Origin of the sequence: Billgrantia kenyensis (assembly GCF_013697085.1) — a bacterium.
Taxonomy (GTDB): Bacteria; Pseudomonadota; Gammaproteobacteria; order Pseudomonadales; family Halomonadaceae; genus Halomonas; species Halomonas kenyensis.
In genome coordinates this window covers 76,103-92,935 of the sequence record NZ_JACEFT010000002.1, presented here as the reverse complement: position 1 = coordinate 92,935, position 16,833 = coordinate 76,103, and the positions used below count along the sequence as shown (strand labels likewise).

Below are 16,833 nucleotides of genomic sequence, written 5' to 3'. Positions count from 1 at the left end.
CGTTTCGGCTGCCTTTATTCGGTTCAAGGGATCGAGCAGGGCCGGTGGTCACACCACCGGCCCTCGGAGCTCAGCTCACGCCAGCAGCATCAGTTGCCGATGTGGACGTTGCTGTGTGCCGCCACGTTGGTACCTGCCAACTGGGAGTTGTAGATACCGGTGGAGAGGTTCATGTTGGCAATACCGCCAAAGGTGCCGGCGCCTGCCGCCATGGAGGCTCCGCCAGTAACCAGAGAGGCATTTCCACCCGCGCCCCCGTTACCGCCGTTGCCGCCATCGCCAGCGTAGGCATAGGCATTGCCGCTGGTGCCAGTGCCGCCACCGCCGCCACCGCCATTGCCAGTGGAGTTGCCGCCGTTGCCTGCCATGGCATCACCACCTGCGCCGCCATCACCGCCAACACCGGTACCGTTGCCGGTACCGCTGCCGGTACCGCTGCCATTGCCGCCAGTACCGCCGGCTACAGTGGGCGAGGCGTGCGCATTCCCGCTGCTGCTGCCACCTGCGTCGGCAGAAACACCGTTATTGTCGTCGATATCGTCCCCGGCGAAGTTGCCTGCCAAGCCACCGCTGGCATTGCTGCCGGCACCACCGCTCTGATTGCTGCCATTGGCATCACCGCCCTCGCCGGCCCCCAGGCCCAGGCCAAGGCCAAGCCCGGTGCCATCACCACCGTCGTCACCGTCGCCAGCATTCGCCATGGATTGGCCTCCGGTTCCGCCAGAGCCGGTACCGCCGCCGCCACCCACGCCAACGCCTGCACTGATGGCAAAGGCATCACCGCCATCGCCACCGCTCCGGCCGCTGGCACCATCACCTGCGTTGATATAGATACGTGCACCCGTCACGGTGGATTGCAGGTCCTGGATTGCCACTACGCTGGTGCTAGTATTGTAGGATTCGCTCATGGCCCAGGCATCGCCGCCACGGCCGGCAGGGCCGCCGGCGCCACCCGCACCGCCTGTGCCAGTACCACTCCAGGCATTGCTTTCAGCCTGCACGTTGTTGTCTTCGTCATCGATCTCGCCGAACAGATTGCCGGCCTGGGAGCTGGCATTGCTGGTACCTGCGCCGCCGGCGCCACCGTAGCTGCTGCCTCCGGTGCCACCAATCGCCATGGCAGTCGAGTTCACTTCCTGATCGACGGTTCCGGCCGCACCGGAGCTGGGGTTGGCATGGGCATGAGATATGGCCAGTACCAGTGCCAACAGCGAAGACCCTGCAATTACATAATGCTTTTTCATGTCCTTCTCCCTAATCATGCATGATGATTTATTCCAGAGAATGACCCTTGATGTCTCACAGTTATCGCCGGAATGTGGCCAGGAAATTCCTTCTTTTCTACCACCCCTTTCCTGACGATAAGCGAAGCATAACGGTCACAATGGATATGGCAGTGTTTGTGCCAATCATCTAATATTTATATAATTTACAATGAATTGCAGACGCCACTAGAGGAAGGAATCATAGATTTTGTAACAATAGGAAAAGAAAAAGGGCAAAAAAGGAAAGGAAAAGTATCGCCACATTTACAGCATGTTTTTTCCTTGTCAGTCGACAAAAAAGAGACAATGATTTCGATGACTTATAAAGATCCCATCTGTCTCTAATGTGTAACACATCATTTGGCAGAGCCGGTATAGCCACTATGAGACACACCGTTCTGGCTCGAATGTGACGAGGCAATGAAGTGTTCAGGGAACAAACACGCGCTGCTGAATCAACAAGGCCAGGGTGTCGGTGGCATTCTCAGCGGTGGTATCGAGGCGCAGCAGGTGCCGACGCTCCTCGTCGCTGAAGTCCTCGAACTGGGAACACTGGCGGTTCAGCACGGCAAGGCTTGCAGCAGGTTCCATGCCCTGTCGCCTGGCCCGCTTGACGATGCGCGCCTCGAGGGTCCTATCATCGGCCTCGAAGCTGACGATCAGAACAGGCAACCCTCGGGCCTCGCCCTGCTGGCGCAGCAGCTGGCGCTGCTCCCGTGTCAGACAGGTAGCATCGATACAAGTGGGAATACCCGCATTGAGCAGCACGCCGGCTAGATTGGCCAGGCAGCGATAGGTCTGCTTGGTGGCCTCTGCACCAAAGATATCCACAGGCGCTTCCGGTTCGACTGCCTGTGTATGAATTCCAAAGAGCCGGCGCCGCTCGGCGTCGGAGCAAAGTCGCACGGCCCCCAGCCGCTCGACAAGTTCGGCCATGAAGCGACTCTTGCCGCTGCCCGATACCCCAACGCCAATGATCAGCGGTGGGAAGCGGAAATTTGAGACCCGTTCGGCCAGGTCGAGATAGCGTCGACACTCCGTCATGACCTCGGCCAGGCGAAAGGAGGTGCCGCGCTCGGACTCCCAGCGCTGCAGGGCACGGCGTGCACCGGCCAGGCAGCGGCAGACGGCGAACACCGAGATGAGCCGGGAGAGAGAGTAGTCGCCTGACAGGCGCAGGTAACGATCCCACGCATAGTGCGCCAGGCGTGTCTCATCACGCACGTAGAGTCCCACCAGTAGCGACACCACGTCGAACCCAGGGTCGAGGCAGCGTTTGGCCAGCGGATCCCCGGGATCGAGGTCAAGGGCACTGGGCATGACGAGGCGCTGACGATCACACAGCGGTACCACCGGGCGCCCCACGACCCAACTGGGGCAAGGCTCACCGCGCTCCTCGAACCAGGGTGCGAGGCGCACCATTTCCTGTTCCAACCAGTCCTCCAGAAGGGACAAGCGCTTGCGATCCTCCTCGCCAGTCAGGCGCGAGTCGAGCTCGCCTATCTCATCGACGACCAGGCCCCGGGTGGAGGCCAGGCAGCCCGAGCTGCCTGAACAAGGCAGCTCGTCGACGAAGGAGCGGTGGGACGCCACCAATGAATCGATCAGTTCATCCAGGCCCAGGGCGGTGGAAGAAGCGCTCGTGCAAGTTGCTGAAGTGGCGTCCATGATCACTCCTGTTGGCGGTTGAGCCTCGTCAAGGCTGGTGCAGTTGGCCAAAGGCCTTTTCGGCAGCGTCCAGCGTCAGTTGAATGTCTTCCGGCGTATGGGCACTCGACATGAAGCCTGCCTCATACGCCGAAGGCGCCAGGTAGACGCCCTCGTCCAGCATCGCCGCAAAGAAACGACGGAAGGCATCGGCGTCACAGGCCGTAGCCTGGGCAAAGTTGTCGACCCGAGATTGCCCGGTGAAGAACAGCCCGAACATGCCTCCGGCGCGCTGGGTGAACATGTCCACGCCGGCTGCATCGGCACGCTCCTGCAGCCCATGACAGAGCGTCTCCACGCGTTGCGCCAAGGCATCATGGAAGCCGGGCTCACGCAGCTTGGTCAGCAGGGCGATGCCCGCAGCCATGGCCAGCGGGTTACCCGACAAGGTTCCCGCCTGATAGACCGGCCCCAGCGGCGAGATCTGCTCCATGATCTCGCGCTTGCCGCCGAAGGCCCCGACCGGCATGCCGCCACCGACGATCTTGCCCAGGCAGGTCAGGTCGGGCTCGATGCCGTAATGGGCCTGGGCGCCCCCCATGGCAACGCGAAAACCGGTCATCACCTCATCAAAGATCAGCACACTGCCGTGCTCGGTGCAAACCTGCCTCAGACACTCGAGAAATCCGGGCTGCGGGGGAATGCAGTTCATATTGCCCGCCACCGGTTCGACAATGATGCAGGCAATCTCGCTGCCGATCTCTTCGAAGCAGGCCTCCACGGCATCGAGATCATTGTACGACAGGGTAATGGTGTGCTCGGCCAGTGACGCCGGCACCCCGGGTGAGCTTGGTTCGCCATGGGTCAGGGCACCGGAGCCGGCCTTGACCAGCAGCGAGTCGGAGTGACCGTGGTAGTTGCCCTCGAACTTGACGATCTTGTCACGCCCGGTGAAACCACGCGCCAGGCGAATCGCCGACATGGTGGCCTCGGTCCCGGAGTTGACCATGCGCACCAGCTCGATCGTCGGAATCATCTTGCAGATGAGGTCGGCCATGGTGGTCTCGATCGCCGTCGGCGTGCCAAAGGAGAGACCATGGTCGAGCCGACCGCGTACGGCACCCAGGACATCGGGGTCGGCGTGGCCGGTGATCATCGGACCCCAGGAGCCGACATAATCGACATAGCGCTTGCCTTCCACGTCGAACAGGTAGGCACCCTGGGCACGCTCGATGAATACCGGCGGCCGGTGCAAGCCCTTGAAGGCACGCACCGGTGAGTTGACGCCACCGGGGATATGGCGGCAGGCCTGTTCGAAGAGCGTTGCGGAAGTGGTCATGTGAGCCTCTTTGCTGTCACGAATATGAGTTGAACCCGTCATGGGAGCTGCCAGGCTCATCCGGCCCGGTCTGTGGATAACTTCTTGGATAACCTTGGAGTCGCTAGTGAAGATACGGTGATCTTCGCTTATCGTCCCGCCTCGGGTCACGCCCGGTTCACCATCAGGCTGTCCGCCTCCGCGCAGCCAGCGGCAGGGCAAGGCCTGGCCGATGCCTGGCTGCCAGGCGGCTTCCAGAGCGTTCCAGGTGAAGCGCTGGGCCTGCACGCAGGCCTTGTGGAGCAGCTCACCGGCAGCGAGTCGCGCTGCCAGCGCTGAAGCGAGAGTACATCCCGAGCCGTGATAGCTGCCTTGAAGCCGCGGCCAGCGCCAGGCAAGACGATCTTCGCCTTGATAAAGCACCACCTCGACGACATCCTCAGGAACCTCTGTTTCCGGATCATCGCTGCCCGTCACCAGTATGGCCTTGCAGCCGTAGGTCATCAGCCGCCTGACACGCTCGCTGTCATTCTGCGCATCATCCCCGGCGAGGCGCGCCAGCTCGAGCCGATTAGGTGTCAGGATATCCACAAGGGGAAGCAGCCGAGATCGGTAGGCTTCCCTCAGTGCATTTGTGGATAACTCCTTGCCGCCACCTGCCTTGAGCACCGGGTCGACGACCACCGGTATGCCCGGATGCGCCCGAATGATATCGACCACCGCATCGAGGGACTCCCGGCTGGTTACCAGCCCGACCTTGATTGCCGCCAGGCGAAATCCCGACAGCCGCGCTGCCATTTCGCGTAGCGTCTCGACAGGCACCGGCACCACTCGGTGGACATTTTCACAATCCTGAACCGTCAGCGCCGTTGGCACTGTCAGCGCCCAACCTCCGCAGGCCGCCACAGCCTCGCTGTCGGCAAGGATGCCTGCGCCTCCCGTGGGATCGTGCCCGGCCAGCACCAGCACTACCGGGAACTGTCGTTGAGTATCGCTTGGCATGGTCAAAACGGCTTGAGCACAGCGAGGATAACGATGGCAAGCAGCGCGATTACCGGCATTTCATTGAACCAGCGAAAGAAGACGTGGCTGCGACGACAGCGGTCATCGGCGAATTGCTTGAGGTAGACCAGGCAGACATGGTGATAGGCCACCAGCAGCACGACCAGCAGCAGCTTGACGTGCATCCAGCCCATCCCGAGCCAGTGCGGCATCAGGTAAAGCAGCCAGATGCCGAACACCAGTACCGCGATCATCGACGGGGTCATGATGCCGCGATAGAGCTTGCGCTCCATCACCTTGAAGTAATCGATGGCCTGCTGCTCCCCCTTGTCGCGTGCCATGGCATGGTAAACGTAAAGACGCGGCAGGTAGAACAGCGCCGCAAACCAGGTCACTACGGCGACGATATGCAGGGCCTTGATCCAGAGATACATGCAGTCTCCTCAGGAGAAGAAAGGCGACTCGACCTGATCGTGGGCCGGTCCCTTGAGCAAATTACTTCAGCGAATAGTAGCGCTCGATGGCACCGCGCGTGATGATACCGGAAATCCGCTGAGGCTTCGGCGAGCGACCATGCTCGACGTACAGCGCGTCGACGGCCTGATCGTTGAGTCGTTCAAACGCTTCCGAAAGCGTCGCTTGCAGGTGGATCGGCGCCATCTCCAGACGCAGACCCGGCACCTCGAGCAGGTCGATCAACCTCTCTTCGCCTTCGATCAACGCCTCGTCTCCTTCCGCGACAAGGGCGCGGGCCAGGTCCGCCGCCTTGAGCGCCAGGGTAGGCTTGTCATCGCTGGAGCGCAGGATCAGGATCCAGCTCGGTCTGGCATCCAGCAGCGTCCAGGCCTGATCGCGGGTCACCATGCGCGAGGTGGTGATGAAGCTGCGCTCCATCACCGCCGGCACGGAGATCCGTGACAGCGCCTGCATCAGAGGCTGCTGCAGGGGATGCAGCCCGTGGCGGGTGACGCTGATAAAAAAACCGTCGCAGCGGCACAGCTGGCGCGTAGTGAGCCCCGATACCACCACGGCCAGCATGCCCGGCAGGATGATGTTGGGGTTGTGGGTCAGCTCCAGCAGGGCCATCAGCGCCGCCAGGGGAGCCTGCAGCACCGCCCCCATCATCGCGGCCATGCCGAGCATGGCATAGAAGCCGGGCTCGGCATCGAGCTGGGGAAACAGCCTGACGCCCACCAGCTCCGCCAACGCACCAGCCGCCGCCCCGACCACCAGTACCGGACCGATGATGCCAATGGGAATGCCGCTGGCAACGGTCATTGCCGTAAGCAGCAGCTTGGCCACCACCAGAGCCAGCAAGACTTCAGCGGCCAGGTTACCCACCAGTGCTGCCTCTATGCTGTCATAGCCGATACCCTGGACTTCGGGATACCACCATGCCACCGCCGCGGTGGCGATAGCCACCAGCGCCAGGCGCAGTACCACCGGCAGACCACGGATCCGCTCGCTTTGCGCCACATGGATGAACAGCCCCGCCAGCAGCCCGATGAACAGCGCCGTGACCACGATCCACGGCAGCTCCATCAGCGAGCCGAGGCTGACGCTGGGCACCTGGAACGCCGGCTCGGAGCCATAGACCAGCATCGCCACCAGCGCCCCCATGGTGGAGGCCAGGATCACCGGCATGAAACCGGCAATGGTGTACTCCATCATCACCACTTCCATGGCGAAGATGACGCCGGCAATGGGTGTATTGAACGAGGCCGAGATACCCGCCGCCGTGCCGCAGGCCACCAGCACCCGCAAGCTGTTATGCGGCAGTCGCAGCCGCTGACCCAGACCACTGGCGGCAGCGGCGCCAAGGTGGATCGCCGGACCCTCGCGGCCGGCGGAAAGCCCGCCCAGCACCGAGACTACCCCGACCCACCACTGGTTGATCCAGTTACGCAGCGGAAAGCGGCCTTGATGATAGGTAAGGCGCTCGATGACATGAGCGACACCCAGTTTGCGCGCGGCAGCCGGCTGCCGCCAGAGGAAGACGCCGATGATGGCAACGGCCAGCAGCGGCAGGCTCGAGCGCACCAACGGCGGCAGCCCCTCGAAGGCTTCATGATCTCCGCCGGGCATGAACAGCACGCCCCCCAGCTCCAGCAACAGCCGAAAGGCAACCATCACGGCACCGGTAAGCAGCCCCGATACCACGCCCAATACGCATAGTTGGGGCAAGGCATCGACGCTGGCCAGCTTGCGACGAAAACCCTCCAGGCTGAAGGTAAAAAGCGTGAAGCGTGGCACGGCAATTTCCTGTGGGTCCGTTGGCTTGATCACGATGGCATGGCGTTTGGGTCGCCACCCCCTCTCTTGTGTATCATATCCGGAAGGGACGGTCCCGTTGGCGGACCCATACCCTGCCTGGCAAACTTTGGAGGAGTCGCATAGTGATCAAGGTCGGAATCGTCGGCGGCACCGGGTATACCGGCGTCGAACTGCTCAGGCTGCTGGCCCAGCACCCCGAAGTCGAAGTCGAGGCGATCACCTCGCGCTCCGAGGCCGGCATGGGCGTCAGCGAGATGTACCCCAGCCTTCGCGGTCACTACGACAGCCTGGCTTTCAGCGAACCCGACGCCAACCGACTGGGCGCCTGCGATGCAGTATTTTTCGCTACCCCGCACGGCGTCGCCCATGCCCTGGCCGGCGAGCTGCTGGAAAAAGGGACTCGGATCATTGACCTCTCTGCCGACTTCCGCCTGCGTGACGCCAAGGAGTGGGCCGAGTGGTACGGCCAGCCTCACGGTGCCCCAGAGCTGCTCGAACAAGCCGTCTACGGTCTACCCGAGATGCACCGCGAGCGCATTCGCCAGGCGCAGCTCATTGCCGTACCCGGCTGCTACCCCACCGCGGTCCAGCTGGGTCTGCTGCCGCTGCTGGAAGCCGGCCTGATCGATGCCGACCACATCATCGCCGACTGCAAGTCGGGCGTCACCGGCGCCGGCCGCGGCGCCAAGGTGCCCTCGCTGCTGGCCGAAGCCAGCGAATCGATGAAGGCCTACGGCGCCAGCGGACACCGCCACCTGCCGGAAATCAGTCAGGGCCTTCGCGATGCGGCCCGTGGGCCGGTGGGCCTGACCTTCGTGCCGCACCTGACACCGATGATTCGCGGCATTCACGCCACTCTTTACGGGCGCTTGACCGGCGAGCCCGGCGATCTACAGGCGCTGTTCGAGCAACGCTTCGCCGACGAGCCCTTCGTCGACGTGATGCCCGCCGGCAGCCACCCCGAGACGCGCAGCGTCAAGGGCGCCAACGTCTGCCGCCTGGCCGTGCATCGCCCCGGCAACGGCGACACCGTGGTGGTGCTCTCGGTGATCGACAACCTGGTCAAGGGCGCTTCCGGCCAGGCGGTGCAGAACCTCAACCTGATGTTCGGATTCGACGAGCATTTTGGACTCGCCGCCCCTGCACTGATGCCCTGATGATTTCACCCGGGAGTATTGGGGCGCCTGAATAGTTGACCCTTTTGCTAGGAATTGAAGATAATCGACTGTTACTCATTCATTCGGCTCACGGGAGGATGCCCATGAGCGGCGCAGAATCTTTCGTTCCCACTCCCATGATGCTCTCTGATGCCGCCAGGAAGCGGCTCCAGGCGCTGATTGCGGAGGAGAACAAACCCGACCTCAAGCTGCGCGTCTACGTGACGGGCGGTGGCTGCTCCGGGTTCCAGTACGGCTTCGACTTCGCCGATGACATCGGCGAGGACGATACCGTCATCGAATTCGGTGATGTAGGTCTGGTAATCGACGAACTCTCCTACCAGTACCTGGTCGGCTCTACCGTCGATTATGAGGAAGGCTTGGCCGGAGCTCGCTTCCTGGTCCAGAACCCCAACGCCACGACCACCTGCGGTTGCGGCGCCTCCTTCATGGTGTGATTTCAGGCTTGCCCCACCGCAACCAGCCTTGTTCCAAGCCCTGTCGGCCACGACAGGGCTTTTTTTTGCTTGTGGATAACATTTTTCCACTTAGTGCCTATAATCCCTTCCCGGCCGCGCAGTGAGCGCCTCTGAGCTCGCTCACCACGGCTGTTCACAGCCATGGTGACAAGCCGGGTAGCCGGCAGTGGAAAAACGGTGTAGCGTTTGCTCTGTGGAAAAAGGCTGGTTTCATCCACAGCCTCGACACCGTTCGCCCTCAGCTCGCCCGCCGTTTCTTACCACAGGCATCAACAATCCATCCCATTGGAATTAAAGCTAATTCCTGGCTTATCCACTGTTTTTGTCCACACCAATAGTCACAACCACAACAGAACTTCTCTCTTTTAATCATTCTGTTTTGTTTAGTGACCAATGAAGATGCGGCTCGTGGCGGACACGGTGTGGAAAACCCCTGACGCTTACCCACAGGCGGTTTATACTGCCAGGCTGTTTTTCATCCCTTAGGCAATATCCGCGCGCAAGCGCAACGAGGTGTACCTTGGAGTATCCCGACCGCTTTGACGTCATCGTCATCGGCGGCGGCCATGCGGGAACCGAAGCCGCCTTGGCCTCCGCCCGCATGGGCTGTCAGACCCTGCTGCTGACCCACAACATCGAGACCCTGGGCCAGATGTCCTGCAATCCCGCCATTGGCGGGATCGGCAAGAGCCATCTGGTCAAGGAGATCGATGCACTGGGCGGTGCCATGGGCCTGGCCACCGATCTGGGAGGCATTCAGTTTCGCGTACTCAATGCCCGCAAGGGGCCGGCGGTTCGCGCCACCCGAGCGCAGGCCGATCGCGTGCGCTACAAGGCCGCCATCCGCAGCATGCTGGAAAACCAGCCGAACCTGACGATCTTCCAGCAGGCGGCCGGCGATCTGATCGTCGATGGTGACAGCGTGCACGGGGTAGTGACTGAAACCGGAATTCGCTTCCTGAGCGAAACCGTGGTGCTGTGTACCGGCACCTTCCTCGGCGGGGTGATTCACATCGGCCTCGACCGGAGCCGCGGTGGGCGCGCCGGTGACCCGCCTTCCAATGCCCTCGCCGAGCGGCTGCGCGCGTTGCCCTTCCGGGTCGACCGACTCAAGACCGGTACACCGCCACGACTGGACGCCAAGAGCGTCGATTTCAGCGTGCTCGAGGAGCAGCCCGGCGATTCGCCGACGCCGGTGATGTCGTACCTGGGCAGTCGTGACATGCATCCACGCCAGGTGAGCTGCCACATCGCCCACACCAACGAGCGTACCCACGAGATCATCTTCGCCAACCTGGACCGCTCGCCGATGTACTCCGGGGTGATCGAGGGCGTCGGGCCTCGCTATTGCCCGTCGATCGAGGACAAGGTGCACCGCTTCGCCGACAAGGCAAGTCACCAGATCTTCATCGAACCCGAGGGGCTGGAGACTCATGAGCTCTACCCCAACGGGATCTCGACTTCGCTCCCCTTCGACGTGCAGCTCGAGGTGGTGCGCTCGATCAAGGGGCTGGAAAACGCCCATATCACCCGGCCCGGCTATGCCATCGAGTACGATTTCTTCGACCCGCGTGACCTCAAGCACTCGTTGGAAACCAAATTTATCCACAACCTATTCTTTGCCGGTCAGATCAACGGCACCACCGGCTACGAGGAAGCCGGTGCCCAGGGGCTGCTGGCCGGGCTAAACGCCGCCCGTCGCGCCAAGGGGCTCGAGGCATGGTGGCCACGGCGCGACGAAGCCTACCTCGGCGTACTGGTCGACGACCTGATCACCCTGGGGACGAAAGAGCCCTACCGCATGTTCACCTCGCGGGCCGAGTACCGCCTGCTGCTGCGTGAGGATAACGCCGACCTGCGCCTCACCGAGGCCGGCCGTGAGCTGGGGCTGGTCGATGACGTGCGCTGGACTGCATTCAGCGTCAAGCGCGAGGCAATCGAGCGCGAGAGCGCCCGGCTCAAGGCCAGCTGGGTCCATCCCGGGACTGTGTCTGCCGCAGCCATCGAGGAGAAAACCGGGAAACCGTTGACCCGCGAATACAGCCTGCTCGACCTGCTCAAGCGGCCCGAACTCGGCTACGCCGACGTGGCACACCTCGCAGGCGAGCCGGTGAACGACGACGCGGTGGCCGAGCAGGTGCAGATCCAGGCCAAGTACCAGGGCTACATCGACCGTCAGCAGGACGAGATCGACAAGCTCAAGCGTCACGAAGCCACCCCGTTGCCGGCGGATCTCGACTATGCCCAGGTCGAGGGGCTGTCCCACGAGATTCGCCAGAAGCTCGCCGACGCGCGGCCCGATACCCTGGCTCAGGCCTCACGGATCTCCGGTGTGACCCCCGCAGCGGTGTCTATTCTTTTGATTCACTTGAAGAAACGCCGACTCCTCGACGATACGAAGGTGGCCAACGGATGAGGGAAACCATCACGGCCGAGGTGGAAGCACGTCTCGATGAGGGCCTGGCAGCACTGCAGATCGGCATCGATGCCGGACGCCGCGAACAGTTGCTGCGACTGGTTGCGTTGTTGCACAAGTGGAATCGCGCCTATAACCTCACCGCGATACGCTCACCGGAAGAGATGGTGGTCAGGCACCTGCTCGACAGCGCCGCCGTGCTGCCCTTCGTCGGCGATGGGCCGCTGCTCGATGCAGGGGCAGGCCCCGGTTTTCCAGGGCTGGTCCTGGCGATACTCGAGCCTCGGCTTGCGGTGACACTGCTCGACAGCAACGGCAAGAAGGTCCGCTTCCAACGGCAGGCCGTGATGGAACTCGGCCTGACCAATGTCACGCCGGTCCAGGCTCGGGTCGAGGCGTTTGGCGGCCCGCCGCAAGGTTACGCCCAGGTGATTTCGCGAGCCTTCGCCAGCCTGGCGGATTTCGTGCGGCTGACGGATCACCTGCTGGCGTCCGGCGGACACTGGCTGGCCATGAAAGGGCCGGCAGCCGAGGAGGAAGCGGCCGCGCTGGAACCCGGGATGAGCATACGCGAGCGACATGCTCTCGATGTACCGTTCACTCCTGAGGGCCGTCAGCTCTTGATTGTCGAGCGAACCGATTCCAATCCAGGCCGCCATTGAGCGTGCCTTCCATGCAAGGGAAGTCGCCTGTGAGCCAAATCATCGCCTTGACCAACCAGAAGGGCGGCGTGGGCAAGACCACCACCGCCGTCAACCTGGCCGCCAGCCTGGCGGCGCTGGATCGCCGCGTGCTGCTGGTCGACCTCGACCCCCAGGGCCATGCCACCATGGGCAGTGGCATCGACAAGCACCAGCTCGAGGGCAGCGTGCTCGACCTGTTGCTGGGCGACAAGAGCGCCCTCGAGGTGATGCTCGACTGCCCTACCGCCGGCTACTCGCTGTTGCCCGGCAATGGTGACCTGACCGCTGCCGAGGTGGAATTGCTCGACCGGGCCGAAGGCCGCGAGCGCAGCCTGACCGAGGCCTTGGCCAGCGTTGCCGCTGAGTACGACGTGGTGCTCATCGACTGCCCGCCCTCGCTCAACATGCTCACCGTCAACGCCCTGACCGCCGCCGATGGGGTACTGATCCCGCTGCAGTGTGAATTCTATGCCCTGGAAGGGCTTTCGGCGTTGCTCGACACCGTGGAGCAGATCAAGGACAGCGTGAACCCCGAGCTGGCGATCTATGGCATCCTGCGCACCATGTTCGATGGCCGCAACAGCCTGACCCGGGACGTCTCCAAGCAGCTGCGTGACTATTTCGGTGAAGCGCTGCTCAAGACCACGATTCCGCGCAACGTGCGGGTGGCCGAGGCACCGAGCCACGGCCTGCCGGTCACCAAGTACGCGCGCTTCTCGCGCGGCAGCCAGGCCCACCGGGTGCTGGCCAAGGAACTGATTCGTCGCCTGTCGCTCTAGTGCAGCGGGTGAAACCGTCTGTCGTGACCCGCTCGTCGTGATGAGGGAATGCTGATGACGCGAAAACGCGCCCTGGGCCGCGGCCTGGATGCCCTGATCGGTGCCGGCGCCCGCCGCCGCGAGAATCTCGAGCTGCCGGAAGTGGCAGCCCTGCCCGACGAGGCGGGCGAACCCGCCGAGACGGCCACCGGGGCTGCCGAGGAGCGGCTCGAGCGCCTGCCGCTGGGTCAGCTGTCGCGCGGCAAATACCAGCCACGCCGCGATATCCAGCCCGAAGCGCTGGAGGAGCTGGCCGACTCGATCCGTGCTCAGGGCGTGATGCAGCCCATCGTGGTGCGGCCCACCGGCGATGACCGCTATGAGATCATTGCCGGCGAGCGGCGCTGGCGTGCCGCCCAGCTGGCCGAGCTCGATACCATCCCGGCGGTGATTCGCGAGGTCAGCGACGAGGTTGCCCTGGCCCTGGCCCTGATCGAGAACATCCAGCGCGAGAACCTTAATCCGGTGGAAGAGGCGCTGGCGCTGAAGCGGCTTCTCGACGAGTTCGAACTCACCCAGCAGCAGGTGGCCGATGCGGTGGGCAAATCACGCGCCCAGGTGGCCAACCTGCTACGTTTGCTGGCGCTGGACCCGGAAGTGCAGACCCTGCTCGAGCGCGGGGATCTCGACATGGGTCATGCCCGTGCCCTGCTTGCCCTCTCCGGGGCCAAGCAGCGCCGTGCAGCACACGAGGTGGTCAACAAGGACCTCACCGTGCGTGATACCGAGGCCTTGGTGAAGCGCCTGGCTCAGGGCGAGCCGAAAAAGGCCGCTGCCGTCGCTCCCAGTCCTGACGTCGCGCGTCTGGAGACCCGCCTGGGCGAGCTGCTGGGCGCTCCGGTCAAGATCCAGCACGGCCGCGGTGGCAAGGGACGGGTCACCATACGCTATTCGAGTCTCGACGAGCTGGACGGCATTCTCGAGCACATCCGCTAAGCGATGTGACCCAGAATGTCGACAATGGCTTCCGCCTTTGGTCGCATAGCGACGTCCAATCGTAGCTAAAAGCGTCCTGGCTGGTTGAAGGGCCAAGGGCGCTTCCCTATAATCCGCCGTTGTTTGCCTGAGTGTCACGCTCGGCCAAGCCGGCACCCCAAACCCTGCCGAAGCAGGGCAGGAAATGTCGACAGGATGCACAGACACGCTGCCATGAGGCGCCGGCGCCCGGATTTCACCCGCCTCTTTCTGGCTCAAGGCGTTGCCACCTTGCTGGTAGCGCTGCTGGCTGGCCTGCGGCATGGCCATGAGGGGGTGTTGTCTGCCCTGATGGGGGGCCTGGTCAGCCTGCTGCCCACGCTCTACTTCGTCTGGCGCGGTATGCGCGTCAGGGATGGTCGGCGGCCCCGAGTCAGCGTGATGAACCTCTATCAGGCAGCGATGGGAAAGTTCGGTTTGACGGTGGCACTGTTCGTGATCGTGTTCATCGTAGCGCCCCCCTCAAACCCGGCTTTCTTCTTTGTCGCATATGTGGCGGCGCAGCTCATGCACTGGCTGACACCCTGGCTACTGCGTGACCGGCCGACCCAACGAACCTGAGGTAGCAGCGTATGGCAGCAGCAGATAATGAAATAACCGCCATTTATTACATACAGCACCACCTCCAAAACCTGACGTTCGGCAACCACCCCGAGCTCGGCTGGAAGTTCGCCAGTACCTCTACCGAGGCGGCAGAAATGGGCTTCTGGGCGATCCACGTCGACACCATGGGTTGGTCGATCGCCATGGGCGCACTGTTCCTGTGGCTGTTCCGCAAGGCCGGCCAGGTGGCGACCACCGGTGTCCCCGGCGGGCTGCAGAACGCCGTCGAGATGGTCATCGAATTCATCGAGAACCTCACCCGCTCCACTTTCCACGGCAAGAATCCCCACATCGCGCCCATCGCGCTGACGCTGTTCATGTGGATCCTGCTGATGAACACGCTGAAGATCATTCCGGTCGACTACTTCCCGGAGCTCTTTGGCCGCCTTGGCTTCGAATACATGAAGATCGTGCCGACCACCGACGTCAACGCCACCCTGGGCATGGCGCTGGGGGTGTTCTGCCTGATCGTCTACTACAGTTGCAAGGTCAAGGGTGTGGGCGGCTTCGCCAAGGAGCTCTCCCTGACGCCGTTCAACCATTGGCTGCTGATCCCGTTCAACCTGATCCTCGAAATCGTCGGCCTGATCGTCAAGCCCATCAGTCTCGCGCTGCGTCTGTTCGGCAACATGTTCGCCGGCGAGGTGATCTTCATCCTGATTGCGCTGCTGCCGTTCTGGGCGATCTGGGTGCTGGACGTGCCGTGGGCCATCTTCCACATCCTGGTGGTATCGCTGCAGGCCTTCATCTTCACGACGCTGACGCTCGTGTACCTGAGTGCCGCGCACGAACACCACTGAACCAAGCAACCCTTGCAAACGAAGTACTCAAACTGACCTCAACCTGACCTACTAGGAGCAACATCATGGAAATCGTTTACCTTGCCGCCGCCATCATCATCAGTGTCAGCGCCCTGGCTACCGGCATCGGCTTCGCCATGCTGGGCGGCAAGCTGCTCGAGTCCACTGCACGCCAGCCGGAGCTCGGTGACCAGCTGCAGACTCGTACCTTCATCATGGCCGGTCTGCTCGACGCCGTGCCGATGATCGGTGTCGGTATCGCGATGTACCTGATCTTCGTCGTTGCCGGTTAATGACAGCACCGAGCGCTGAGGCGCTCGGTTCGCTTCTATCCGGTTGCCACGAACCCGTCAGAGGTACATACCCGTGAATATCAACATGACGCTTATCGGGCAGACGATCGCCTTCGCGATCTTTGTCTGGTTCTGCATCAAGTACGTGTGGCCGCCGATCAGCACTGCGCTTCACGAGCGCCAGAAGAAGATCGCCGATGGCCTCGACGCGGCCAGCCGGGCTTCCCGCGACCTCGAGCTTGCTCAGGAGCAGGCCGCCCAGACGCTGCGCGAAAGCAAGGAGCAGGCCTCTCAGATTCTCGAGCAGGCCAACAAGCGCTCCAGCCAGATGATCGAGGAAGCGCGCGAGCAGGCCCGTGCCGAAGGCGAGCGTCTGGTGGCCAGCGCCCGTGCCGAGATCGATCAGGAAATCAATCGCGCCAAGGAAGAGCTTCGCGCCCAGGTGGCGAAACTCGCCATCGTCGGGGCCGAGCGTGTTCTGGAAGCCTCCATCGACGAGAAGGCACACCGCAAGCTGCTCGACAAGCTTGCCGCCGAACTGTGAAGGAGGTGACCCATGGCGGAAACGTCAACCGTCGCACGACCCTACGCCAAGGCGGCTTTCGAGTTTGCGCGTGACCACAAGGCGCTGGAAGCCTGGTCGGACATGCTGGTCAAGCTCGGCCAGGTCGTCGCGGAGCGTGATGCTCAGAAACTGTTCGCGAGCCCCAAGCTGACCGGCGAGCGCAAGGTCGAGCTGCTGCTCGAGCTGGCCGAGGCCAAGGTGGATGACGCCGGGCGTCGCTTCCTCGAGTCGCTGGCCGAGAAGGGGCGTCTGCCGGCACTGGATGCCATTGCCGAGCAGTTCGAACGCCTGCGCGCTGACCATGAACAACGTGTCGACGTCACCGTGGTCACGGCCTTCGCGCTCGACGACAAGCAGCAGAACAAGCTCGCCGGCGCGCTCAAGAAGCGCCTGAATCGCGAAATCTCCATTACCACTCAGGTGGATCCGAAGCTTATCGGGGGCGTCATCCTGCGCGCCGGCGACACCGTCATCGACGGGTCGGTGCGCGGTCGATTGAACCGCCTCTCCGAAGCCCTTACCGCCTGAGTCTGAGGGA

The 16,833-nt window shown here is 62.8% G+C and carries 16 protein-coding genes and 1 pseudogene; 11 read left to right on the top strand and 6 right to left on the bottom strand.

Annotation, left to right across the window (positions count from 1 at the left end; genetic code table 11):
• Positions 1 to 89: 89 nt before the first annotated feature.
• The 6 genes and pseudogenes from H1D44_RS02975 to H1D44_RS02955 all read right to left on the bottom strand — a co-directional run bounded on the left by H1D44_RS02975 (position 90) and on the right by H1D44_RS02955 (position 7,485).
• Complete coding sequence (locus H1D44_RS02975; protein WP_181513362.1) at positions 90 to 1,244, bottom strand: hypothetical protein; 1,155 nt, start codon at positions 1,242 to 1,244, stop codon at positions 90 to 92.
• Positions 1,245 to 1,694: 450 nt separating this feature from the next.
• Entirely contained in the window at positions 1,695 to 2,933 is a 1,239-nt protein-coding gene (locus tag H1D44_RS02970; RefSeq protein ID WP_181513361.1) for a P-loop nucleotide/nucleoside kinase family protein, read from the bottom strand.
• A gap of 28 nt (positions 2,934 to 2,961) precedes the next feature.
• Entirely contained in the window at positions 2,962 to 4,251 is a 1,290-nt protein-coding gene (hemL, locus tag H1D44_RS20800) for a glutamate-1-semialdehyde 2,1-aminomutase (protein ID WP_220127963.1), read from the bottom strand.
• Positions 4,252 to 4,470: 219 nt separating this feature from the next.
• Positions 4,471 to 5,232, bottom strand: a pseudogene (thiD, locus tag H1D44_RS20795) (bifunctional hydroxymethylpyrimidine kinase/phosphomethylpyrimidine kinase); the annotation flags it as partial.
• A gap of 2 nt (positions 5,233 to 5,234) precedes the next feature.
• Positions 5,235 to 5,666 carry a protoporphyrinogen oxidase HemJ gene (gene hemJ / locus H1D44_RS02960; protein ID WP_181513359.1) on the bottom strand — a complete coding sequence of 144 codons (432 nt, stop codon included), beginning with the start codon at positions 5,664 to 5,666 and terminating at the stop codon, positions 5,235 to 5,237.
• 61 nt (positions 5,667 to 5,727) lie between these two features.
• Complete coding sequence (locus H1D44_RS02955; RefSeq protein ID WP_181513358.1) at positions 5,728 to 7,485, bottom strand: chloride channel protein; 1,758 nt, start codon at positions 7,483 to 7,485, stop codon at positions 5,728 to 5,730.
• A gap of 143 nt (positions 7,486 to 7,628) precedes the next feature.
• Between H1D44_RS02955 and argC the strand changes: the two genes are divergently transcribed.
• The 11 genes from argC to H1D44_RS02900 all read left to right on the top strand — a co-directional run bounded on the left by argC (position 7,629) and on the right by H1D44_RS02900 (position 16,823).
• Positions 7,629 to 8,663 (top strand): N-acetyl-gamma-glutamyl-phosphate reductase, encoded by a 1,035-nt coding sequence (gene argC / locus H1D44_RS02950; protein ID WP_181513357.1) that lies wholly within the window; start codon positions 7,629 to 7,631, stop codon positions 8,661 to 8,663.
• A 104-nt stretch (positions 8,664 to 8,767) separates the two neighbouring features.
• A complete protein-coding gene (gene erpA, locus H1D44_RS02945; RefSeq protein ID WP_181513356.1) occupies positions 8,768 to 9,121 on the top strand; it encodes an iron-sulfur cluster insertion protein ErpA in 354 nt (117 codons plus the stop codon).
• A 541-nt stretch (positions 9,122 to 9,662) separates the two neighbouring features.
• On the top strand, positions 9,663 to 11,558 hold the full coding sequence (gene mnmG / locus H1D44_RS02940) for a tRNA uridine-5-carboxymethylaminomethyl(34) synthesis enzyme MnmG (RefSeq protein ID WP_181513355.1): 1,896 nt from the start codon (positions 9,663 to 9,665) through the stop codon (positions 11,556 to 11,558).
• Positions 11,555 to 12,220 (top strand): 16S rRNA (guanine(527)-N(7))-methyltransferase RsmG, encoded by a 666-nt coding sequence (rsmG, locus tag H1D44_RS02935; RefSeq protein ID WP_181513354.1) that lies wholly within the window; start codon positions 11,555 to 11,557, stop codon positions 12,218 to 12,220. The genes mnmG and rsmG overlap by 4 nt, the downstream gene beginning before the upstream one ends.
• Positions 12,221 to 12,249: 29 nt before the next feature.
• Positions 12,250 to 13,020, top strand: a complete 771-nt coding sequence (locus H1D44_RS02930) for an AAA family ATPase (RefSeq protein ID WP_181513353.1) — start codon at positions 12,250 to 12,252, stop codon at positions 13,018 to 13,020.
• 54 nt (positions 13,021 to 13,074) lie between these two features.
• The gene (locus H1D44_RS02925) at positions 13,075 to 13,995 is read left to right on the top strand and encodes a ParB/RepB/Spo0J family partition protein (protein WP_181513352.1); all 921 of its coding nucleotides are present in this window, start codon (positions 13,075 to 13,077) and stop codon (positions 13,993 to 13,995) included.
• 195 nt (positions 13,996 to 14,190) lie between these two features.
• A complete protein-coding gene (locus H1D44_RS02920; protein ID WP_181513351.1) occupies positions 14,191 to 14,595 on the top strand; it encodes an ATP synthase subunit I in 405 nt (134 codons plus the stop codon).
• A gap of 11 nt (positions 14,596 to 14,606) precedes the next feature.
• Entirely contained in the window at positions 14,607 to 15,437 is an 831-nt protein-coding gene (atpB, locus tag H1D44_RS02915; protein WP_181513350.1) for a F0F1 ATP synthase subunit A, read from the top strand.
• A gap of 65 nt (positions 15,438 to 15,502) precedes the next feature.
• The gene (gene atpE, locus H1D44_RS02910) at positions 15,503 to 15,730 is read left to right on the top strand and encodes a F0F1 ATP synthase subunit C (RefSeq protein WP_010625958.1); all 228 of its coding nucleotides are present in this window, start codon (positions 15,503 to 15,505) and stop codon (positions 15,728 to 15,730) included.
• Positions 15,731 to 15,803: 73 nt separating this feature from the next.
• Positions 15,804 to 16,274: a F0F1 ATP synthase subunit B gene (locus tag H1D44_RS02905; RefSeq protein ID WP_181513349.1), complete on the top strand. Its 471-nt coding sequence runs from the start codon at positions 15,804 to 15,806 to the stop codon at positions 16,272 to 16,274.
• Positions 16,275 to 16,286: 12 nt separating this feature from the next.
• Positions 16,287 to 16,823, top strand: coding sequence for a F0F1 ATP synthase subunit delta (locus H1D44_RS02900; RefSeq protein ID WP_181513348.1), 537 nt, complete (start codon positions 16,287 to 16,289; stop codon positions 16,821 to 16,823).
• Positions 16,824 to 16,833: the final 10 nt, after the last annotated feature.

Excerpts from the sequence above, each read along its gene's own strand:
- H1D44_RS02975 (WP_181513362.1), bottom strand. The coding sequence starts at position 1,244 with ATGAAAAAGCATTATGTAATTGCAGGGTCTTCGCTGTTGGCACTGGTA.
- hemJ (WP_181513359.1), bottom strand. The coding sequence starts at position 5,666 with ATGTATCTCTGGATCAAGGCCCTGCATATCGTCGCCGTAGTGACCTGG.
- H1D44_RS02900 (WP_181513348.1), top strand. The coding sequence starts at position 16,287 with ATGGCGGAAACGTCAACCGTCGCACGACCCTACGCCAAGGCGGCTTTC.
- erpA (WP_181513356.1), top strand. The coding sequence starts at position 8,768 with ATGAGCGGCGCAGAATCTTTCGTTCCCACTCCCATGATGCTCTCTGAT.
- H1D44_RS02925 (WP_181513352.1), top strand. The coding sequence starts at position 13,075 with ATGACGCGAAAACGCGCCCTGGGCCGCGGCCTGGATGCCCTGATCGGT.
- hemL (WP_220127963.1), bottom strand. The coding sequence starts at position 4,251 with ATGACCACTTCCGCAACGCTCTTCGAACAGGCCTGCCGCCATATCCCC.
- rsmG (WP_181513354.1), top strand. The coding sequence starts at position 11,555 with ATGAGGGAAACCATCACGGCCGAGGTGGAAGCACGTCTCGATGAGGGC.
- H1D44_RS02970 (WP_181513361.1), bottom strand. The coding sequence starts at position 2,933 with ATGGACGCCACTTCAGCAACTTGCACGAGCGCTTCTTCCACCGCCCTG.
- H1D44_RS02920 (WP_181513351.1), top strand. The coding sequence starts at position 14,191 with ATGCACAGACACGCTGCCATGAGGCGCCGGCGCCCGGATTTCACCCGC.
- atpE (WP_010625958.1), top strand. The coding sequence starts at position 15,503 with ATGGAAATCGTTTACCTTGCCGCCGCCATCATCATCAGTGTCAGCGCC.
- atpB (WP_181513350.1), top strand. The coding sequence starts at position 14,607 with ATGGCAGCAGCAGATAATGAAATAACCGCCATTTATTACATACAGCAC.